Source organism: Longitalea luteola (genome assembly GCF_017356035.1).
Lineage (GTDB): Bacteria > Bacteroidota > Bacteroidia > Chitinophagales > Chitinophagaceae > Niastella > Niastella luteola.
Window position 1 is genome coordinate 36508 of sequence record NZ_JAFIQX010000015.1, and the last position, 20582, is coordinate 57089.

The window sequence follows — 20582 nt, forward strand, 5'->3', positions numbered from 1 at the left end:
AACCTGCCGGAACAATACATGGCAGGCCCGCCAACGGTTGGCCTGCTTCACGCCTATAGCCAAAAACTGCACGGATTTGCCTTAAAACAGCACAGTTATTAGTTTCAGTTAATGCCGCAACATTTTTTTTATACCTTGGTCCCAAATGTTGTATTAACCCTAATACCAAATGAAACAATTTTACCTTTTAATTCTTTTTGCCAACATTTTCATAGACGGGTTTTCCCAGATCAGGGGAACTTATTCCGGAAGGATCAACAGCACTTCCGAAACAACCCATTGTATGACTATCCGGGGCAACCGCACCAATGGCAGGTTCAAACAGTTACTGCTCGATTCCAAAGGCAGCTATCAGTCTGACACTTCGCAGCCGGAAATAGTCGCCGCTGCCTGGACCTGTGCTTCAGGCGGTTATAATACCTGTAATTTCAGGGGCCTGTTCAGGTACGATGTGAGCAGTGTGCCTGCCAATGCAGTAATTACGAGCGCAAAACTTTACCTGTATGCCAAAACCAATGCTATCAATGGTTATTATGGCACCCCCATGTACGGAAATGCCAATACCGCCCTGTTGCAAAAAGTTACCTCCGGATGGACGGTAGCCAACACCGGCTGGCTGAATCAACCGGCGGCCACTGCCACCAATCAGAAAACACTGCCCCAAAGCACGAGTGCTGTGCAGAATTATGTAGTAGATGTGACCGATTTCGTGCAATCATGGGTAAACCAGCCCGCCACCAATTACGGCATGCTGCTGCGTTTGCAAAACGAAAGCTATTACAATAGCATGATCTTTAATTCGGGACAAGCTACAGATACTGCGCTGCAGCCCCTGCTCGAGATCTGTTACCAGCTGCCGCCAACGCCACCAACCTGCAACAATTCATTGGTCATAACCGGCGACCGTTCCAGCGGAAAATTCCAGCAGGCGCTTATGAGCACCTGGCACCCGACTGCTTCAGACACTGCACAAAATGAGATCGTTGCCGCTGCCTGGACCTGTTCCTCTGGCGGCTTCCCAACCTGCAGTTTCAGGAGTATGCTGCGGTATAATGTGAGCAGCATTCCCGCCAATGCAGTTGTTTCCAGCGCCAGGCTGTACCTGTATGCCAAAACGAATAACATCAATGGCAACTATGGCAATCCAACTTTCGGTAGTGCCAATACCACCCTGCTGCAAAAAGCAACATCGCCGTGGAACAATGCTACCGTAGCCTGGAACAACCAGCCGGCGGTAACAACAACCGGCCAGAAAATACTGCCGCAAAGCACCAGCACAGCCCAGAACTATATAGTAGATGTAACCGATTTTGTACAATCATGGGTAAATAAACCCGATAGCAATTTCGGCATGATGCTGCGCTTGCAGGCCGAAGAGTATTACAACAGCATGATCTTTAATTCGGGACAGGCGACAGATTCTACCCTGCGACCCCGCCTGGAGATCTGCTATTCACTTCCGGGTGCAGACAGCTGTAAAGCGAACTTTACTGATTCAATCTGGTCAAATAATTCATTTAACCGCCTGTTCACAGCGGTGCCAACACATAACAATACCAAAAAACCAGTGCAGGTTTGCTGGATCTTCGGTGACGGAACAGACACCTGCTTCAGTTATAACCCAGGCACCACTGGCAATTATTCAATAGACCATAATTACAGAGCAGCAGGCGCGTATACCGTATGCGTTAAGATCGCGTATGAAGGCGGCTGTGTAGCAGAAAAATGCAGGACCATCACAGTGGTAGCGCCACCGGTTCCCCCTGTTTGTAATAATATGCTGGTCATTAGAGGAAACCGGGCAGATGGTAAATTCCAGCAGGCGCTTATGAGCACCTGGCACCCGACTGCTTCAGACACTGCACAAAATGAGATCGTTGCCGCTGCCTGGACCTGTTCCTCCGGCGGCTTCCCAACCTGCAGTTTCAGGAGTATGCTGCGGTATAATGTGAGCAGCATTCCCGCCAATGCAGTTGTTTCCAGCGCCAGGCTGTACCTGTATGCCAAAACGAATAACATCAATGGCAACTATGGCAATCCAACTTTCGGTACCGCTAATACCACCCTGCTGCAAAAAGCAACATCGCCATGGAACAATGCTACCGTAGCCTGGAACAACCAGCCGGCGGTTACAACAACCGGTCAGAAAATACTGCCGCAAAGCACCAACACTGCCCAGAACTATATAGTAGATGTAACCGATTTTGTACAATCATGGGTAAATAAACCCGATAGCAATTTCGGCATGATGCTGCGCTTGCAGGCCGAAGAATATTACAACAGTATGATCTTTAATTCAGGACAGGCGACAGATTCTACCCTGGTGCCCCGGCTCGAGATCTGTTATACAGTGCCGGCAACGGGTACAGACAGCTGCCGCGGTAATTTCACCGATTCGATCGTAGAAAACAACCCGCTGAAAAAACTGTTCATTGCCAGCACCTGGCATTCTGCCAATAAAAAGCCGGTACAGATCTGCTGGAACTTTGGCGATGGAAAAGATACCTGTTTCAATTACATTTCATCGAGCACCAATTATAACATCACCCACACATATCCCAAGCATGGTAACTACAATGTTTGCGTTACCATCAAATACGATGGCGGTTGTGTAACTACCAGGTGCAGAACGATCACTGTTTTTGGAACACCGTCTACCACACCTGCCTGCACCAACAGCAAATCGTTGATTGTACTGGGCGACAGGATGAGCGGCAAATTCAAACAGTTGTTCCTGGATAGCAATGCACCTTTTGCAGCAGACACCAGCCAGCCCGAACTAGGCGCTGCCGCCTGGACCTGTTATAGCGGTGGCTACCCCACCTGTAATTTCAGATCGCTGTTCCGTTATGAGTTGAGCAGTTTGCCCACCAATACAAGGATCACCAGCGCCAAATTGCACCTGTATGCCAAAAGCAATAATATCAATGGCCTGTACGGCAGTCCAACCTACGGCAGCAGTAACAACGCCCTGTTACAACAGGTAACTGCCCCCTGGACGGTAGGCGGCACCGGCTGGAACAACCAGCCAGTTACCACCACCGAACGGCAAAAACAACTGCCACAAAGTTCGTCAACCGCTCAGGACTATGTGGTTGATGTAACTGATTTCGTACAAACATGGGTGAAACAGCCCGAACAAAATCATGGTATGTTGTTGCGTTTGCAGGCGGAGCAATACTATAACAGCCTTATCTTTAATTCAGGCCAGGCGCCCGATTCGTTAAAGCCCCGGCTCGAGATCTGCTACCAGATCGAAGCCGCAGACAGCAACAAAGTAGAAGTAAAATTATATCCAAACCCAACCACCGGACCCTTACTGGCATGGGTGTATACCAGCAATGCTCAGAAAGGCTCGGCGAGCCTGCATGACCTGAGCGGTAACCTGAAACAGGTGCTCAAGTCTTCCATTACCTACTATGCAGGTGTGAACGTACTCACCTTTTATATCAACCGGGTGAGTGTTCCTGCCGGTCATTACTATGTGAGAATATGGGTAGGAGGAACACTTCAGACATTTAAAGTACTGGTATTATAACCAGGCATATATAAAGAAAGATCCCGTTCCAGGATTATACCGGAACGGGATTTTTCTTAATTGCACCCCTTATCATGAAACTTTTTATCTGGCATCCCTACTCTTTGTCCCTACAGTTACGTAAGGTTCAAAAAACATTGCCTCACTATAAAAGACAATGCACGCAATGACCGTAAACCAGATACCTGTAATTTCATGGTACTATTACGGTTCGCAAACAGAAGAATATTTAACAGCATGATCTTTAACTCGGGCCAGGCGCCCAATGCGTTAAAGCCGCGGCTGGGGGGCCACTTAATTTTGAAATAGCGAGGATTTCAATTTACTAAAGACCTGAAAAGAGCAACGCCAACCTTCCGGTTGGCGTTGTATTGTAATCAGTTTCTTGAAGTTTCGTATTCTACATAAAAATACGCTTACTGGGCATCTTTAAATACTTCTGAGAGCTTACTGATCTCACAATCTGTCAGCAGGCGTTTATAAAGCCGCACTTCGTCTATCTTTCCATCAATTGATAATATATCATTTTTCCACCAGCCACCAATTAAGAGGTCGCCATTATCACATGATTTTACCTTTGTAAATGTTCTTGTGGTGGAGGATTGCAACACGCCGTCCAAATATATTTTCTGAACACCACCGGCAAATGAAGCTACGATATTATACCATCTGCCAGGCTGTGTTGGTCCACTGGCATACACGGCGCCTCCCGGGTCGTATGAATATAGTTTTGAACAATCGTCAGTACCCGGAACCACGGCAAAATTCCATTTGTTATCCGAAGGTTGACTTTGCTGTATTGCGAATACATGCGACTGTACAGTTTCATAGTTTGCTCTGCTTACACCGGCATGCCTGCGGTTAATAGTATTTACCATTACCTGGAAAGAAACCGTTATCGTATCTGCATTCAGCTTATTGCTTCCAGGAACTATTAAGTAATCATTAACGCCATCAAAACCTGCGGCTTTACCTGTTCTACCTAAGAAATCTGTTGTAAGGTAAGCCCCATTCTTTGAGGTGGCATTGTTACCATTTCCACTTTCATCATTGAAATTACCATTGAAGGGAAAATAAGCCAACAGACCTTTGGTAAGGTCAGTCTTGCAGGAGGTATCGGGTGGTGGTGGAATATAAATCGTGTCACAATTGCAGGTAGAATCCTGAGCGGGATCGCAATCCTTTTTACATTCTTCGCAATCTTTCGTACATGCCACCACACTTGCAATGACTATTAAGCTTACCAGTATTTTTTTCATGCTATTGAGGGGTTAAATGGACAGATCCCACAAAAATAATAAAGTCTGCCACAGATGCAAACAAAAATGCAAATAACGGCAATAAATACGGTGAATTACACAGTGGGTAAACAAACCGTATATGCGAAGTGAACTTATCGCTGGCATCAAGCCCTCTGTGTTAAAAACGAAAGAAATCTATCCAACCCCTTTCTTTTCTCGGGCGTAAGCGCATAACTGATATGCCCGGTGTAATATTTGTGCAGGTCGAAGACCGGGTATGGGTTTTCAGCCACGGCTTTATCGATATTTTCGAGCCCCAGTTTATTGGCCGCATTAAAATCTGCAATAAAATCATCCGGCAACGGTTTATTGCTCACCCAGGCGGCAAAAACAAAATCTAACCCGGTCATTTTGATCCAGGCTTCGCCCAGGTCATACATATAAGTTGAAACCTTCCGCTGTTCCAATGCCCGGTCGCCAATGACTACGCCCGCGGTGGTTCCTTTGATAGATGCCCGGTAATCAGACCGCGTATCAACGAGCTCCGGTTCAATTTGCCAGTATTTACGTAACAACAGTTTAGCAAGAGCCACGGAAGTCCGGCTCTGGTAATCGAGTAGTACTCTTTCTATCTTTTCTATCGGAACTTCACTAAAAATGCCCACGGAAGCCACCGGTCCTGTACATCCTATACAATAGTCGGTAATGATATGATGCTCTTTTAGCTGCGGGATCACCGCCACAGGAACCAGGCCCACATCAATTGTTCCCTCCACCAGCATCCTTGCTACATTGGCCGGGTAATCTTCTATCAATAATAGCTTATCCGCCACAGGCGCACGCTGAATTCCATAAATTAAAGGCTTCGTATTGAGATAATTAACAATTCCAACCTTAATCTTATTCAATTGAATTAATTTTGCGGTCACAAAGGTACTCGACGAGCCTTAAAACAACAATTGTTCATGGAACTAAACGCACTCACGGCCATTTCTCCGGTTGACGGACGTTATCGCCACCAGGTTCAACATTTAGATGACTATTTTTCCGAATTCGCGCTCATAAAATACCGCGTACTGGTAGAAGTAGAGTATGTGCGGTTCCTGGCCGACAAAAAATTCTTCACCCTTACCCCCGCACAGAAAAAAGCTTTGCAGGAAGTTTGTGAGAATTTCTCCATTGAAGACGCTCAAAAGATAAAAGACACAGAAAAGATCACCAACCACGACGTAAAGGCCGTGGAATATTTTCTGAAACAAAAAATGGCTGCGATCGATGCTGAAAACCTGCAGGAATGGGTGCACTTTGGGCTGACCTCGCAGGATATTAATAATACGGCCATTCCGCTCTCATGGAAACAGGCCATCGAAAATGAATACCTCCCTGCCCTGCTGAACTTCAACCGGCAGCTGGAGATCCTGGCTACCGACTGGAAGGAAGTTTCCATGCTGGCGCATACGCATGGACAGCCAGCCAGTCCAACCCGCCTGGGAAAAGAGATCATGGTCTTTGTAGAACGCATCGGCAACCAGGTAGAACAGATCATAAACATCCCTGTTACCGCCAAGTTTGGTGGGGCTACCGGTAACTTCAATGCCCATTCGGTGGCCTTTCCCGAAAAAGACTGGATTGCCCTGGGCAACGAATTCGTGGAAGGCGTGCTGGGTTTGCAACGTCAGCAGTTCACTACACAAATTGAACACTACGATAACCTGGCCGCGCATTTCGATTCCATGAAGCGTATCAACAACATCCTGATCGACCTTTGCCGCGATATGTGGACCTACATTTCCATGGACTACTTTAAACAACGCACGCTGAAGGGCGAAGTAGGTTCCAGCGCCATGCCGCACAAGGTTAACCCCATCGATTTTGAAAATGCGGAAGGTAATCTGGGTATTGCCAATGCGCTGCTCGAGCACCTGGCTGCCAAATTACCGGTAAGCCGTTTGCAACGCGATCTTACCGACTCCACCGTATTGCGTAATATCGGTGTTCCTTTTGCACATATCATACTCGCTATAAAATCCATTGAAAAAGGATTGGGCAAACTGGTATTGAATGCCGCCGCTATTAATTCCGACCTGGAAGATAACTGGGCGGTGGTGACCGAAGGCATTCAAACCATCTTACGCCGCGAAAATTATCCTCAGCCATACGAGGCATTGAAAGAACTCACCCGCGGTAAAAATGGCATTAACCAGGAAACCATTCACCAGTTCATCGACGGACTCAAAGTTTCCGCCGCCATTAAAAAAGAATTGAAAAAGATCACGCCGCAGAATTATACGGGGGTGAATCCTGAATTTTAGACTAATGTGATGATGTGATAATGTGATGATTGAATACAATTATTTAAATGCTTTCGCGTGAAGTTCCATCAAGTACGGACTGCTGAACGTTGAAGCATTATCAAATTATCAAATTATTGAATTATCACATTATCACATTGGTATCGTGTATCTCCACCACAAATTGCCACCCAGGCTGGAAAGCAGAACAAACCCATTCTTCTCCACCACTCTGATAGATGGTTTATTGTCGGCACGCGTTTCGGCAAATACCGTTTTTATATCAGGGCGGCTGGCCGCCCATTGCAACAAGCCTTTCACGGCTTCAGTCATGTACCCCTTGTTCTGCATCGCCGGCATGGTACCATAACCGATCTCCACCTCGCCACTGGCTGTAGGCACCCCTTTAAATCCTATCTCTGCTACGATCACTTTGCTTTGTTTATCTACCACCAGCCAGAAGGTATGGAATAAATAATCGTCGCCGGCCCTTTCCATTGCGGGCAGCGTAATTTGCGAAACCCTGCTTGCAACCGGGGGCGAAACAGTACGGCCGAATGGCGTTAGCCCCAGGGCTTTTTCCAGTTGATCGCCTGCTTTCAGGTACAATTCCAATTGATTGATTGTAAGTGGAAATAAATGAAGCCTTTCTGTTTCTATAACGTTCGGATTGTGGCTGGTAAAATAACACAGCATTTTATTACCTTCCCTGATATCGGGTTGTTTTTTGAACCCACTCCGCAACAATACTTTTTGCGATGCAATATTCTCCTGTTCTGTAATGGCCACGATCTGCGGCAGCTTCATTGTGTCAAAAGCATACCGGCGGCCAGCCAGGGTGCTTTCCGTAGCATACCCCCTGCCCCAATAATCTTTCAGTAAAGCATAGCCTAATTGTATTTCGGTGTGCCGTTTTGGATCGGTAGTTTCAACAGGAATAATAGCAAAGGAGCCAACGAAGGTTCCGGAATCTTTTTCCGCCATGGCCCAGCGGCCCATCAGTGGATGTTGTTCGTAGAACTGGATGTTCCGCCTGAGAAAGATCAAACACTCCTGCCGGTCGCGCGGTTCGCGGATGTATCTCATGATCTCGGCATCTCCGTTGATAGCGAAGAAATTGGCTTCATCGGCCAATGTATAGCGACGAATAAGCAACCGGTTTGTTTCGAAAATAACCATACCACCTGATTAGATAATGTGATAATTTGATAATGTGATAACGGCCTATTGCGAAAGCTTCTTTTAAATGCTAACCTAACGCGAAGCACCCGCACAACTTGTATTTAATTATCAAATTAGCTAATTATCATATTATCACATTGCTCTACACTGCTTCTTTATGGATCTCACTGGTAAAGTGGAACTCTATATCGGGGTTATTGGTGCGTTCGGTATTCAGGAACCATTCGCTTTGGGCGAGGTACACCAGGTGCCCGTCTTTATCGGTGGCGATATTGTTCGATTTAAAGCGGGTGAAATCATCCAGCTTTTTAGGATCGGCACTGGTGATCCAGCAGGCTTTGTAATAAGGCAAGGCCCTGAACTCGCACGAAGCACCGTACTCTTGCAACAGGCGGTACTGGATCACCTCGAACTGCAGGTCGCCCACACAGCCAATGATCTTTTTATTACCGCCGAACTGTGTGAACAGCTGCGCAACACCCTCATCCGTAAGCTGCAAAAGACCTTTTTCCAGTTGCTTGGTTTTCATCGGGTCTTTATTGATCACCTCTTTAAATATTTCAGGCGAAAACGAGGGAATGCCGGTAAAGTAAAAATTTTCTCCTTCAGTGAGCGTATCGCCGATCTTGAAGTTGCCGGTATCAAACAAACCCACCACGTCGCCAGGGTATGCTTCTTCAATAACATCCTTGTCGCGGGCCATGAAAGTATAAGGGTTACTGAACCTGACATCTTTATCGAGCCGTACGTGATGGAAATATTTGTTCCGCTCGAACCGGCCGCTGCAAACCCGTAAAAACGCAATACGGTCGCGGTGTTTGGGATCGAGGTTGGCATGGATCTTAAAAATAAAGCCAGAGAACTTGTCTTCTGTCGGCGGAATATCGCGAACAGAAGTAGGCCGCGGACGTGGAATGGGTGCAATGCGGATGAAAGTATCCAGCATTTCCTTTACTCCGAAGTTGTTGATGGCGCTGCCGAAGAAAACAGGGGCTACTTTACCCGACAGGTAATCATTGACCGGCAATTCGCCGTAAACGCCTTCAATGAGTTCGACGTCCTCGCGTAAGATGGCTGCATCCTTCTCGCCCAGTTTTTCGTCGAGCACGGGCAGGCTCAGGTCAGAGATCTGCACCGCATCTTCATCATCGGTAACCTTGGTATTGGCGGTGAAGAGCAGCAGGTTCTTATCGTGCAGGTTATACACTCCCTTGAAGTCCTTACCACTGTTGATGGGCCAGGTCATGGGGTGCAGGGAGATCTTCAATTCATTTTCTATTTCTTCCAGCAGGTCGAACCGGTTCTTGCCATCGCGGTCCATTTTGTTGATGAACACGATCACCGGGGTGTCGCGCATGCGGCACACTTCCATCAGGCGGCGGGTCTGTTCTTCGACCCCGTTCACGCTGTCAACCACCAGGATAACGCTGTCGACGGCTGTAAGGGTGCGGTATGTATCTTCCGCAAAATCCTTGTGACCAGGGGTATCGAGCAGGTTAATTAAAATATTTTTGTACTCGAAGCTCATTACCGACGTGGCCACCGAGATACCTCTCTGGCGTTCTATTTCCATAAAGTCGCTGGTAGCGTGTTTTTTGATCTTGTTGCTTTTTACCGCGCCGGCCGTTTGAATGGCGCCGCCGAACAGCAGGAATTTCTCGGTAAGGGTTGTTTTACCGGCGTCAGGGTGCGAGATAATAGCAAAAGTGCGTCGTTTATGAATTTCGTTGTTGTATTTCATTGTGTTATATACTTTCAGGAGGCAAAATCGGTCTCCCGAAAATTGCCGCAAAGGTAAGGTTTGCCGCGGGATTTTTTGGTGTCTTTCACAGACTATTACTACCCGTTTGGTATGCAAACTGTTAAAAATCAGACTTAATAAAATAAGTGCCGCAAAAAGCAGTTTAACAATAGCCCAAACCGCCATTCATGAAAAAAAAGATCGCACTGGCCGCGCTGCTTTTCAGTTTCATCTTTTCACAGGCTCAAACGCCCGATGCCCTCGTGCGGGCCGTACGGGAAAACCTAACCTCCACCAGTTAAACGAACGATTGTCTGCCGAAGAAAAACAATTGCTCGAAAAAATCTGCCAGTCGAAGGAAAAGACAAACTTCTCACGCGGGGGTTGTTATAGTCCGCAAAGTAAGGAGATCAACGCTGTTCTTTCCGAAAATCTATCTCACCTGGCCAATTTGGTAATAGAACAGTGTCATTTGGCAAATAGCTTCGCCGCTCCGCATTAGCACATTATCAAATCATCACATCAGAATTCAAATTTCTCCACATTCGCGTCATTCAACATATAATGGATAAACGCATTGTGCTGCTCCCGGGAGCCTTCCGCTTCCCACGTGCCCCAAACGGTTTGCTGGTGCCGGCATTGCGGTCCGCGCCGGAAGCTCAGCTGGTGTTGTTTCATCAATGCTTCATAATGTTCAAAGACCTTGTCGCGGTAGGTACAGGTGATCTTATAGGTATGGGTGCGGTTAATCCGGTCCATCCAGGTTTCAATGACCGTGAACGCCTGCAGGATGCCTACCAGGATGATACAGCCCATCAAAGATGCGTACTGATGGCCTGCACCAACGCCCATGCCCAGGGCCGCCGTTACCCAAATGGTAGCCGCGGTGGTAACACCATTGATGCCGGTGCCACCCATAAAGATCACCCCGGCGCCCACAAACCCGATCCCCGCAACAATGCCGCCGGCGATACGGTCGGGCGAATGCTCATGGCCGATCTCCATGGAAAACATGGTGAACATGGTTGAACCGAGGCAGATCAGCATCAGCGTACGCAAGCCGGCCGATTTACTATGATACTCTCTTTCGGCGCCAATAATGCCCCCGATCAATACAGAGATGAGCAATTTGGTTATTATGTCCAATGTTTCCATGGTTGGTAAGTTGAAGAATTTATGAAACAAGCCCATGCGGGTTCGGGGTTACCAGTTACCCGTTGCCAGCCCCTAAATTCAGCAGGCTAACCCATTGGCAGGCGGTCTGTGTGTTTGCCCGGTAACCGGAAACCGGTAACTCGTAACAGCTAACTTAAAGCGACGACACCTGAAACATGTAACTTGTAACCCTGAAACTAGTATCTTGGCCCCATGTTTACCATCGAAAACCAACAGATCAAAGCCGTTATCAAAGCCAAAGGCGCCGAGCTTACCCAGTTAGTTCACAAAGAGCACCAGCTCGATTATATGTGGGCCGGTGATCCTGCTGTTTGGGGCAAACATTCGCCGGTATTGTTCCCTATAGTAGGTGCATTAAAAAATAATACCTATTTCTGTAACGGGCAGAACTACCAGCTGCCGCGGCATGGTTTTGCGCGCGACAAACAATTTGCCATTGAAGAGCAAAAGGCCGATACCATCACCTTTCTGTTGCGCCACGATGCAGAAACGCTCACTGTTTTTCCATTTCCGTTTGAATTCCGCATCCGCTATACCCTGGTCGAAAACGCCCTCGCAGTGGCCTATGAAGTACTGAATACCGGCGATAACGTCATGTATTTTTCCGTTGGCGCCCACCCGGCGTTTAAAATACCGCTGGTGCCAGGCACTGAATATACCGATTATTATCTCCAGTTCAATCAAACGGAGACCGCCCCCCGCTGGCCTATTTCACCCGAGGGACTGATTGAATCGTCGCCACTGCCGTTACTTGAAAACAGCAACCGGCTGAATTTGTCGAAAGACCTATTTCAAAAAGACGCACTGGTTTTCAAGGGAATGAGTGCTACGATTGTCACTTTGGGTTCCGGTAAAACAGATCATGGTTTCCGTTTCGATTATCCGGGCTTTCCATTTCTCGGCATCTGGGCAGCCAAAAACGCCGATTTTGTTTGTATCGAACCCTGGTGCGGCATTGCCGACAGCGTAAGCACCAACCAGCAGCTGCAGGATAAAGAAGGGATCAATAAACTGGAAGCGAGTGAGTCCTTCACCCGAACATGGACTATTACTTTATACTAATGTAATAATGTGATAATATGATGATGTGATGATGCTTACATGTAACAGTCAATTATCAAAGGCTACCTCACGCGAAAGCTATAGCAGTAACTTGTATTTCAATTATCACATTATCAAATTATCAAATTAGCTAATTATTCCAATGGTCATCGAACACAACCACTTAACACACTGACTATTTAACAATTGGAGCGTTCAATTTACATTTGGTCATGCGCCGTGTTCTCGAAATACTGAGCAGTAGCCTCAACCTCACCTGGCAGGAATTCAAAAGCCATAAGATTCGCACCTTGCTGTCGCTGACCGGGGTGGCCTTTGGTATTTTTTGCATCATCAGCGTGCTGGCTACCGTCGACAGTCTCGAATACCAGGTTCAGAAAGACATCAAGGCCCTGGGCACCAATACCGTTTACATCGATAAATGGGTGTATGCCGGCGGTCCCGACTATCCCTGGTGGCGCTATGTAAAACGCCCTGCTCCCACCTACGAAGAAATGCAACTGGTTAAACAAAAAGTACCGGCAGCCGCCAATGTAGCCTTCAATATCAGCACTACAGGTTATGTGGGTTTTGAGAACGATGTGGTGAACAATATCAATTATTACGGTATCACCGAAGAATTTGTAAATATTCAACCGGTAGAGATCCAGATCGGCCGCTACCTGCAACCCGCCGATTACGATTTTGCCGCCAACGTGGTTGTGCTGGGTTACACCGTTGCCGAAACCCTGTTCGGCAAAGCAGAAAAAGCTCCCGGCAAAACGCTTGTCCTTAAATCGGGCAAACGCGCCCTGGTGGTCGGACTGATCAAAAAACAGGGCCGCGGAATAGTAGGCGGCTGGGAGTACGATAACAGCGTTCTCATGCCGCTGGGCTTTATGAAACAAATGGTGCGGGAAAAGAACAGCAACCCCATCATCATGGTGCAGGGTAAAGAATCGGTGCCCATGGAGCAGCTACGTGATGAGCTCACAGGCGCCATGCGTTCCATCCGCAAATTAAAACCCACCCAGGAAGACGATTTTGCCCTGAACGATATCGACGCTTTCAGCAGTTTTGCCAGCAATATCTTCAGCGGCATCAATAAAGGCGGCTGGGCCATTGCCACGCTTTCGTTGATCGTAGGCATGTTCGGCGTGGCCAATATCATGTTCGTGACCGTGCGGGAACGCACGCCGCAGATCGGACTGAAAAAGGCCATCGGCGCCAAACGCTCAGTTATCCTGACCGAATTCCTGCTTGAAAGCGCGTTCCTTTGCATCATGGGCGGACTGCTCGGGCTGATCGTCGTATTCTTGCTCACCCTCGCCTCACAGGCCATCTTTGGATTTGCCGTGTTCATCGCTCCCAAGATCCTGATCCTGGCCATCACCATTTGTATCATCGTAGGCGTATTAGCCGGCATCATCCCCGCGTCTATTGCCGCAAAAATGGATCCCGTTGTTGCGATACGCAGCAAGTAAATTAATGTGATAATTAGCAAATGTGATAATTTGATAATTAAATAGCAATTCCTGTCACAAACTATTGTATTGCTCTCGCGCGAGATTAGCCTTTAATAAAGACTATTACCCTGTAAGCATTATCACATCATCACATCATCACATCATCACATCATCACATTAGCTAATTACCATTGCTTATATTTGCAAAGTGAGTATTACAATCCTGGCAATCGAATCTTCCTGCGACGAAACATCCGCAGCCATCATCCGCGACGGGGCCATCCTGTCTAATTTTATCGCCAACCAAACCGTGCACGAACAATATGGTGGCGTTGTGCCCGAACTGGCTTCCCGCGCCCATATGCAGCATATAGTGCCCGTTATTCAGGCAGCCTTACAAAAAGCAGCACAGGCGGCTGGTGAACCGGCCAATGAAGCCGCTGCACATACCCTGTTGCAGTCGGTAAACGCGATCGCCTTTACGCAGGCGCCCGGACTGATAGGCTCCTTACTGGTAGGCGCGCAATTTGCCAAATCACTGGCACTGGCCCTGAATGTACCACTCATCGCCGTGCACCACATGCAGGCGCACGTGCTGGCTAACCTCATTGAGGATCCCAAACCCGAATTTCCCTTCCTCTGCCTCACCGTTAGCGGCGGCCATACCCAGATCGTATTGTGCGAATCGCCCCTCTCCCTGAAAGTGATCGGTGAAACCATGGACGATGCCGCCGGTGAAGCCTTTGATAAATCGGCCAAACTGCTGGGCCTGCCCTACCCTGGCGGACCGTTGATCGATAAATATGCACGGTCGGGTAACCCAAACCGGTTTAAATTTCCTGAACCGCAAATACCCGGATTGAACTTCAGCTTCAGCGGACTTAAAACTGCTATCCTGTATTTTTTGCAGGAGAACACGGCTGCCAATCCCCGCTTTATAGAGGAGAACCTGGCCGATATCTGCGCTTCCATCCAGCACCGCATTGTGTCAATTCTGCTGAACAAGGTAAAAGCAGCCGCCCTTACCACAGGCATCGATCAGATCTGTATTGCCGGTGGCGTATCAGCCAACAGCGGACTGCGCAACGCGTTTACTGAAATGGGTGAGAAATACAAATGGAAGACCTTCATCCCTGCCTTCCAATATTGCACCGACAATGCGGCCATGATCGCCATGACTGCACACTACAAATACCTGGAAGGTGATTTTGCTGATCTGAGCGCCAGTCCAACTGCGAGAGCTGAATGGTAAAGCCAATTAGCTAATAAGCTAATGTGCTAATAAGCTAATGTGCTGATTAGCTAATGTGCTGATTAGCTAATGTGCTGATTAGCTAATGTGCTGATGTGCTAATTTCTCCCATACCTCATGACTCGCTATTGTCCGCATACCGTCAAACTATTAACGAATACTGAGTAAGTATAAACTTTGAACTGTGAACTTTGAACTTTGAACTTTGAACTTTGAACTTTGAACTTTGAACTTTAAACTGTGAACTTCGAAGAAGAATGCCAAATTCCTATTTCCAATTCAAACAATTCACGATCCACCAGAACCAATGCGCCCTTAAGGTATGCACCGACGCCTGTATCCTTGGCGCCTGGTTTTCGGCCAAGATCCCGCAATACGCCACGGTGCTCGATATCGGCAGCGGTACGGGTTTGCTCATGATGATGCTCGCTCAACGCTCCCAGGCCGAGATCCACGGCATCGAGATCGACCTGGCCGCTTACAGGCAGGCAAAGGAAAACATCAGCCAGAACGCCTGGGCAATGCGTATGAAGGTGTTTCCGGGCGATGCCCGCACCTTCCACTTTCCATTGCAATATGAATTCATTATTTCCAACCCGCCATTCTTTGAAGACGATCTGCAATCGACCGATGACCGCGAGCAGATCGCCAAACACAGCAAACACCTTACGCTTGAAGAATTGATCCAGGTGATCGCTGACAACCTGCAGCCGCATGGCGCCTTTGGCATTCTGCTTCCCTATCACCGCTGGGAGTATTTCAATACCCTGGCCACCCGGTATAATTTCTCGTTAACCGAAAAGCTGTTCGTCAAACAGAGCCCACGACACAATCATTTCCGCGCCATCCTGCATTACACCCGCAACCAGGACCATTTTGCGCCCACCTTTGAACTTACCATCCAGCAAGCCGATGGTAATTATACGCCGGAGTTTGTGGAGCTGATGAAAGATTATTACTTGTATCTGTAAAGAAAGTAGTTTAAAGTTTTATGTTCAAAGTTTTAAGTTTAAAGAACTATGCTTGCAACTTAAAACTTTGAACTTTAAACTTAGAACTTAAAACTTAGATTATAGATGGCAAAGGGGTTAATACCAACATATACATCAAATGACCCGGAATTACCCTGGTTGTCCGCAATCTGAACATAATCCTGGTATAGCCCGGGAGTAGTCCAATGGATAGTGACATACAGGGGACCTGCCGCCGGATCGGTATTCTGCGCCACTATTGTGCCCGAAGATACGCTCCAGGTATAAGTAGCGCCAGGCGCAACCGGTGTAGCGTAAAATGTGTAGTTGGATGTACCGGAGATCACATGTTCACCGGTGATAGGAATGTTTGCTGAAAATGCCGGAGTGGTGAACGCAAAGGAAAGAAGAACAAGAACAGATAAAATGCTTGTTTTCATAAAATGGTTTTTGGTTAATATGAAAAACGTTCAACTGGAAATAAAGATAACTGAAAAAGGATCTTGCATTTGCATAACAGTTAGTTTGTTAGTCACACCTCGTTGGCATTCCTGTCATTCATAACCCGTAACCGAAAATCATTAAACCTTATAACATGATAATCAGCAACATAAATAGCATTGTAATATATATTCGTAAACTATAAGGTAAAAATCGAATATTTGTTCATCCGTATCCGTTTGAAAAGCGGTGAAACACGCTGATAGGCGACCAGGACCAAACCTTGTCTGATTGTTGATTCCCGTGTTAAAAACCGAAACATACATGAAAAGCAAACCGTGTTTTTGTTTTCCCTTGCTACCGTTCGTATTGCTGCTTGTATTTGTTGCGTGCAACAAAGCCGATCATCCAGAGGAAGAAACTGATGAAACTAAAAATGCAACCAGTACGACCCCGTTGTTAGTAAACTCCGCCCGATGCCCCAATGCCCCCAATTACGGGGACACGATCATTTTTACAAAACCGAGGATTGGCGGCGATATTTTTGTTTCACCTGTCAATAACATAGGCGTTCCGGGAACGTATTTGTCGTGGCCCGAAGGGCTCAGGCTCAACAGGAGCACGGGAGCCATTAACGTATCGCAAAGTGAAACCGGTGTCCGTTACAATATTGCTTTCATTAAAGACGGCACCAAGGATACCTGTGTAAGCCAGCTCATCGTTGGCGGTATGACCTACCTGGATCATATCTATGTGCTCGACCAGAACGATACGCTTGCCAAACCCATCTTTAATGCTGATCCTTTTGGTCCTTCGATCTGCGACAATAGCGACGATACCGATTATCCCGACAATAACAGTAACGGCAATGCCAAATGCGTATTCGATGATGCAGTGCCCGGCTCAAGAGCCAATGACCAGCATTTACGCGTACGGTCAACGAGCGGCATCATTAACCTGAAACGATCAGTAGCCGAAGGCCTGTTTGGCATTAACCCCAGGAACGGTACTAGCAAAATAATTCCGATAGAATATAAACTGAACGATGCCAGTCAGCGGGCCGCCCAGCGGATTACCGTACAGGTGATCTATTATGACAAGGCATCGAACATTCCCATTTCCCTGCAACAGGAAATTTCCAGCAAAAATCTCAGCATGTTCTCTTACCAGGTTGTCAATGGAAAACCCAGGCCACCATTGCTGATCATTGCCGGCTTATTGCGTTAATCTTATCTTCGCCAACCCATGATAAAAATGGCGCGGGCAATTTTACGGGATTTGACATGGAAAGGCTGGCTGCTGCTGGCCGGCTGGCTGGTTTGTTCATACCATACCGGTAACCCGGACGATCCCGGGGCACTACGGGCCATGTACAGCAAGGCCAACCGCCTGTTCAATACGCCGAATCCCACCGACCTGAGTGACAGCCTTGCCCTCGAAGCCTTTCAGCAGGTGCTGGATATGGCGAAGCAAGCAGGATCGGCGCCGGATTCCATCCTGTTCTATACCCATTTAAAAAAAGGCATCCTGCTCGATGTAGCTACCCGTTATACGCAGGCCATAACAGCCTACAGGCAGGCATATAACATAAAACAACGGAATCCGCAATGGAGCGATTCGCTGTTGTTTGAAGTAGCAGCACATATCGGTTCTGCTTATTACCACCTGAACAATTTCGATTCGGCCAGTTATTTTCTGCTGTTGGCAGAAACCCTGGCGCAACGTTTTCCTGCCGTGCCCGAAAAAGAACGGCTGTACAATGACCTCGGCGTTCTGTATTATGAGAACGGCAACTATTTACAGAGCCGTAACTACTTTACACATGCCCTGGGCATCATCAATAAGAAGCCTGAAAAAGACGCCGCCTGGGTAGTGAATATCGAGAACAATATGGCAGCCGCCAGTTACAAGCTCGGACAGTTTCAGCAGGCCATTGCCTTATATCAGACGATCTGCTCACGCAACCTGTTCACCAGCCAGATTTTCCTGAATATGGGACTGGCCTATAAAGCCATGGGCAATTATCAACAGGCGCTGCGCTCATTTCACCGGGTAAAGGCCACTACCCTGCCCCAGGTATACAACGAATTAGGCCATACGCACAGCTTGTTACAGCATCCCGATTCAGCCAACTATTATCTTACCCGGTTCGAAAAAGCCACCGGCAATGCAATGCCCAATAGTATTTATACCGGCATGAACCATTTATACCGGGCTGAGTGGCTGCTGCAACTACATCAATATGAACCGGCCTTAGAAAAACTGCAGCAGGCGATCATCCAGTTCAGCGGACATTTTCGCAATAAAGATATTTTTACTGATCCCGCCCGGTTCACCGGCACCTTTACATCATACCGGCTTTTTGATGCCCTCTTTAAAAAAGCCGCTACATTCGAAGCGTTATACGGCAAACAGCGCCAGGAAAAGCATTTGCAGGCCGCCCTGAACACCTATAACAGTGCCATTGCCCTGTTACGCTATATCGAAAAGAGCTATGATACTGATGAAGCGAAATTATTCCTCAAGAACAATAGTCAGCAGGTTTACCAAAACGCGGTGCAGGTTTGTATGCAACTGCATGCCCTGCATCCGGCAGGGGGTTATGCACAACAGGCATTCGTGATTGCGGAACGCAATAAGGCTTCGGTGGTGTACAGCGGTGTAACTGAAAAAGGCATTCGCAAAACAACAGGCATCGATCCCGCATTGTCAATACAGGAACGGAACATCAAATACAACCTGGCGCGGTTGAGCATCAGAACCGATCAAACGCAGGACAGCGCCGCGCTGCTTGCCCTCGCCAGTGAGAAAGCCAGGTACGAGCTGCAGCTTGCACAGTTACAGCATGCAGTTGAGCAGCACAGCGGTTATTATCAACTCAAATACAGCGACAGCTATCCACGCCCGGATTCACTGCAGCCATTGCTTGGGGGCCACCAGGCCGTAATCAGCTTTTACGCCACCGGAAACAGGCTGCATGTATATGTTGTTACACGGTCAGGCTTTCAGGTTACCAGCATCGACTCTTTTGCTTCTATACAACAGGCCACCAGGCAATGGCTTGACGCCCTGCAAAACACCGAAGCGGGCCGGCGTTTCAAAGGCGAGCCGTGGGGCGGACAACTCTACCGGCAACTGATAAAACCAATACAGGCGCTGGCCGGCCATAAGACGGAATGGATCATTATTCCCGACAATATTTTATACTACCTGCCTTTTGAATCACTGCCGGCAGAAGACAAGCCCAATGGCAAAACCTTGTTAGAGACCAATGAGATCAGCTACCAGTTCTCTGCCCGGTTTATTACAGCCGTGCACAAGCGCAGATCAGCGGCAACAGAAACATATGCTACCCTTGCCTTTGCGCCTTTTGCAGCAGGCGGTTTGCCCTTTCCGCATCCTGAATATTCTTTTATGCAACAGCTGCCGGCTTCGGCCAGGGAGATCGCGTTTTTACCCGGCCGCTCATTTACCGGCGCACAGGCAACCAAAGATCAGTTCCTGCAACACCTGCAGCAATACCCCGTAGTGCACCTGGCCACGCATGCAATTGCGGATACCGGCAATAGTGCAGCCTCCTTTATTGCGTTCTACCCGCAAACCAAACAGCCGGCGCAGGATGCGCTTTACCTGGAAGAATTGTATGGATTGAATATGGAAACCACGCAGCTGATGATCATCAGCGCCTGTGAAACGGGAAATGGACAACTCGTGAACAGTGAAGGCGTCTTGAGCCTCACCCGCGGATTTGCGTATGCCGGATGCGCCAGCCTGGTGAACAGTTTATGGAAGGCCGATGATGAAGCCACGGCGGCCATCCTGCATCAATTTCATAATTATCTTCAACAGGGATATACCAAATCAAAAGCATTGCGACAGGCCAAACTCGATTACCTGCATAGCAATGCGTTGCATAAGTCGCCCGGCTACTGGGCGCATCTGATACTGACAGGAGATGCCCGGCCATTGACAAAAGCGGTTAGCGGGGGCCGGTGGTTGCTTGTAACTGGCGGATTGGTGGCAGTATTATCTTTTGGGGTGATGTACTATAAAAGAAGAAAAAAGTCGACGTGGTTTTCCTAGTAATACGGATTAAAAAATTGCTCTGATGTGTGTACTCCGGACTACAGCAGGTTCTGCGTTATCCTTCGTGGTCAATGACGTCGACTTTTATGCGTTCACATCCGTGTTAAACGGATCAAATATTTTGTTACGCTGAACGCTTAAGGCTTAAAGCATAAC

14 protein-coding genes are annotated in these 20582 nt (G+C 47.8%); 8 read left to right on the top strand and 6 right to left on the bottom strand.

Features of this window, described 5'->3' with window-relative positions; all coding sequences use genetic code 11:
* Positions 1-169 precede the first annotated feature (169 nt).
* Positions 170-3538, top strand: coding sequence for a DNRLRE domain-containing protein (locus JUB15_RS26055; protein WP_207515596.1), 3369 nt, complete (start codon positions 170-172; stop codon positions 3536-3538).
* Between the two features lie 416 nt (positions 3539-3954).
* Here the strand turns inward: JUB15_RS26055 and JUB15_RS26060 are convergent, their stop codons facing one another.
* Both JUB15_RS26060 and JUB15_RS26065 read right to left on the bottom strand, forming a co-directional pair.
* Complete coding sequence (locus JUB15_RS26060; RefSeq protein WP_207515597.1) at positions 3955-4797, bottom strand: LamG domain-containing protein; 843 nt, start codon at positions 4795-4797, stop codon at positions 3955-3957.
* Between the two features lie 146 nt (positions 4798-4943).
* The gene (locus tag JUB15_RS26065) at positions 4944-5687 is read right to left on the bottom strand and encodes a menaquinone biosynthetic enzyme MqnA/MqnD family protein (RefSeq protein ID WP_242696525.1); all 744 of its coding nucleotides are present in this window, start codon (positions 5685-5687) and stop codon (positions 4944-4946) included.
* A gap of 57 nt (positions 5688-5744) precedes the next feature.
* Here JUB15_RS26065 and purB point away from each other — a divergent pair, with 57 nt between their 5' ends.
* Positions 5745-7091 carry an adenylosuccinate lyase gene (gene purB / locus JUB15_RS26070; RefSeq protein ID WP_207515599.1) on the top strand — a complete coding sequence of 449 codons (1347 nt, stop codon included), beginning with the start codon at positions 5745-5747 and terminating at the stop codon, positions 7089-7091.
* Positions 7092-7223: 132 nt separating this feature from the next.
* Here the strand turns inward: purB and JUB15_RS26075 are convergent, their stop codons facing one another.
* The 3 genes from JUB15_RS26075 to JUB15_RS26085 form a co-directional block, all read right to left on the bottom strand.
* Positions 7224-8249 carry a GNAT family N-acetyltransferase gene (locus JUB15_RS26075; protein WP_207515600.1) on the bottom strand — a complete coding sequence of 342 codons (1026 nt, stop codon included), beginning with the start codon at positions 8247-8249 and terminating at the stop codon, positions 7224-7226.
* A 145-nt stretch (positions 8250-8394) separates the two neighbouring features.
* A complete protein-coding gene (locus tag JUB15_RS26080) occupies positions 8395-9993 on the bottom strand; it encodes a peptide chain release factor 3 (RefSeq protein ID WP_207515601.1) in 1599 nt (532 codons plus the stop codon).
* Between the two features lie 522 nt (positions 9994-10515).
* Entirely contained in the window at positions 10516-11148 is a 633-nt protein-coding gene (locus JUB15_RS26085) for an MgtC/SapB family protein (protein ID WP_207515602.1), read from the bottom strand.
* 213 nt (positions 11149-11361) lie between these two features.
* Between JUB15_RS26085 and JUB15_RS26090 the strand changes: the two genes are divergently transcribed.
* The 4 genes from JUB15_RS26090 (at position 11362) to JUB15_RS26105 (ending at position 15899) form a co-directional block, all read left to right on the top strand.
* Positions 11362-12231, top strand: a complete 870-nt coding sequence (locus JUB15_RS26090; RefSeq protein WP_207515603.1) for an aldose 1-epimerase family protein — start codon at positions 11362-11364, stop codon at positions 12229-12231.
* 212 nt (positions 12232-12443) lie between these two features.
* Positions 12444-13694: an ABC transporter permease gene (locus JUB15_RS26095; RefSeq protein WP_207515604.1), complete on the top strand. Its 1251-nt coding sequence runs from the start codon at positions 12444-12446 to the stop codon at positions 13692-13694.
* A 190-nt stretch (positions 13695-13884) separates the two neighbouring features.
* Positions 13885-14928, top strand: a complete 1044-nt coding sequence (gene tsaD / locus JUB15_RS26100; RefSeq protein ID WP_207515605.1) for a tRNA (adenosine(37)-N6)-threonylcarbamoyltransferase complex transferase subunit TsaD — start codon at positions 13885-13887, stop codon at positions 14926-14928.
* A gap of 257 nt (positions 14929-15185) precedes the next feature.
* A complete protein-coding gene (locus tag JUB15_RS26105; RefSeq protein WP_207515606.1) occupies positions 15186-15899 on the top strand; it encodes a tRNA1(Val) (adenine(37)-N6)-methyltransferase in 714 nt (237 codons plus the stop codon).
* An 80-nt stretch (positions 15900-15979) separates the two neighbouring features.
* Here JUB15_RS26105 and JUB15_RS26110 read toward each other — a convergent pair whose 3' ends face one another.
* Positions 15980-16339 (bottom strand): hypothetical protein, encoded by a 360-nt coding sequence (locus JUB15_RS26110; protein ID WP_207515607.1) that lies wholly within the window; start codon positions 16337-16339, stop codon positions 15980-15982.
* A 325-nt stretch (positions 16340-16664) separates the two neighbouring features.
* Between JUB15_RS26110 and JUB15_RS26115 the strand changes: the two genes are divergently transcribed.
* Complete coding sequence (locus JUB15_RS26115; protein WP_207515608.1) at positions 16665-17567, top strand: hypothetical protein; 903 nt, start codon at positions 16665-16667, stop codon at positions 17565-17567.
* Positions 17568-17594: 27 nt separating this feature from the next.
* On the top strand, positions 17595-20423 hold the full coding sequence (locus JUB15_RS26120) for a CHAT domain-containing protein (RefSeq protein WP_207515609.1): 2829 nt from the start codon (positions 17595-17597) through the stop codon (positions 20421-20423).
* Positions 20424-20582 lie beyond the last annotated feature (159 nt).

Coding starts and splice junctions, on each gene's coding strand:
- JUB15_RS26055 (WP_207515596.1), top strand. CDS start 170: ATGAAACAATTTTACCTTTTAATTCTTTTTGCCAACATTTTCATAGAC.
- JUB15_RS26060 (WP_207515597.1), bottom strand. CDS start 4,797: ATGAAAAAAATACTGGTAAGCTTAATAGTCATTGCAAGTGTGGTGGCA.
- purB (WP_207515599.1), top strand. CDS start 5,745: ATGGAACTAAACGCACTCACGGCCATTTCTCCGGTTGACGGACGTTAT.
- JUB15_RS26075 (WP_207515600.1), bottom strand. CDS start 8,249: ATGGTTATTTTCGAAACAAACCGGTTGCTTATTCGTCGCTATACATTG.
- JUB15_RS26080 (WP_207515601.1), bottom strand. CDS start 9,993: ATGAAATACAACAACGAAATTCATAAACGACGCACTTTTGCTATTATC.
- JUB15_RS26085 (WP_207515602.1), bottom strand. CDS start 11,148: ATGGAAACATTGGACATAATAACCAAATTGCTCATCTCTGTATTGATC.
- JUB15_RS26090 (WP_207515603.1), top strand. CDS start 11,362: ATGTTTACCATCGAAAACCAACAGATCAAAGCCGTTATCAAAGCCAAA.
- JUB15_RS26095 (WP_207515604.1), top strand. CDS start 12,444: ATGCGCCGTGTTCTCGAAATACTGAGCAGTAGCCTCAACCTCACCTGG.
- JUB15_RS26105 (WP_207515606.1), top strand. CDS start 15,186: ATGCCAAATTCCTATTTCCAATTCAAACAATTCACGATCCACCAGAAC.
- JUB15_RS26110 (WP_207515607.1), bottom strand. CDS start 16,339: ATGAAAACAAGCATTTTATCTGTTCTTGTTCTTCTTTCCTTTGCGTTC.
- JUB15_RS26115 (WP_207515608.1), top strand. CDS start 16,665: ATGAAAAGCAAACCGTGTTTTTGTTTTCCCTTGCTACCGTTCGTATTG.
- JUB15_RS26120 (WP_207515609.1), top strand. CDS start 17,595: ATGGCGCGGGCAATTTTACGGGATTTGACATGGAAAGGCTGGCTGCTG.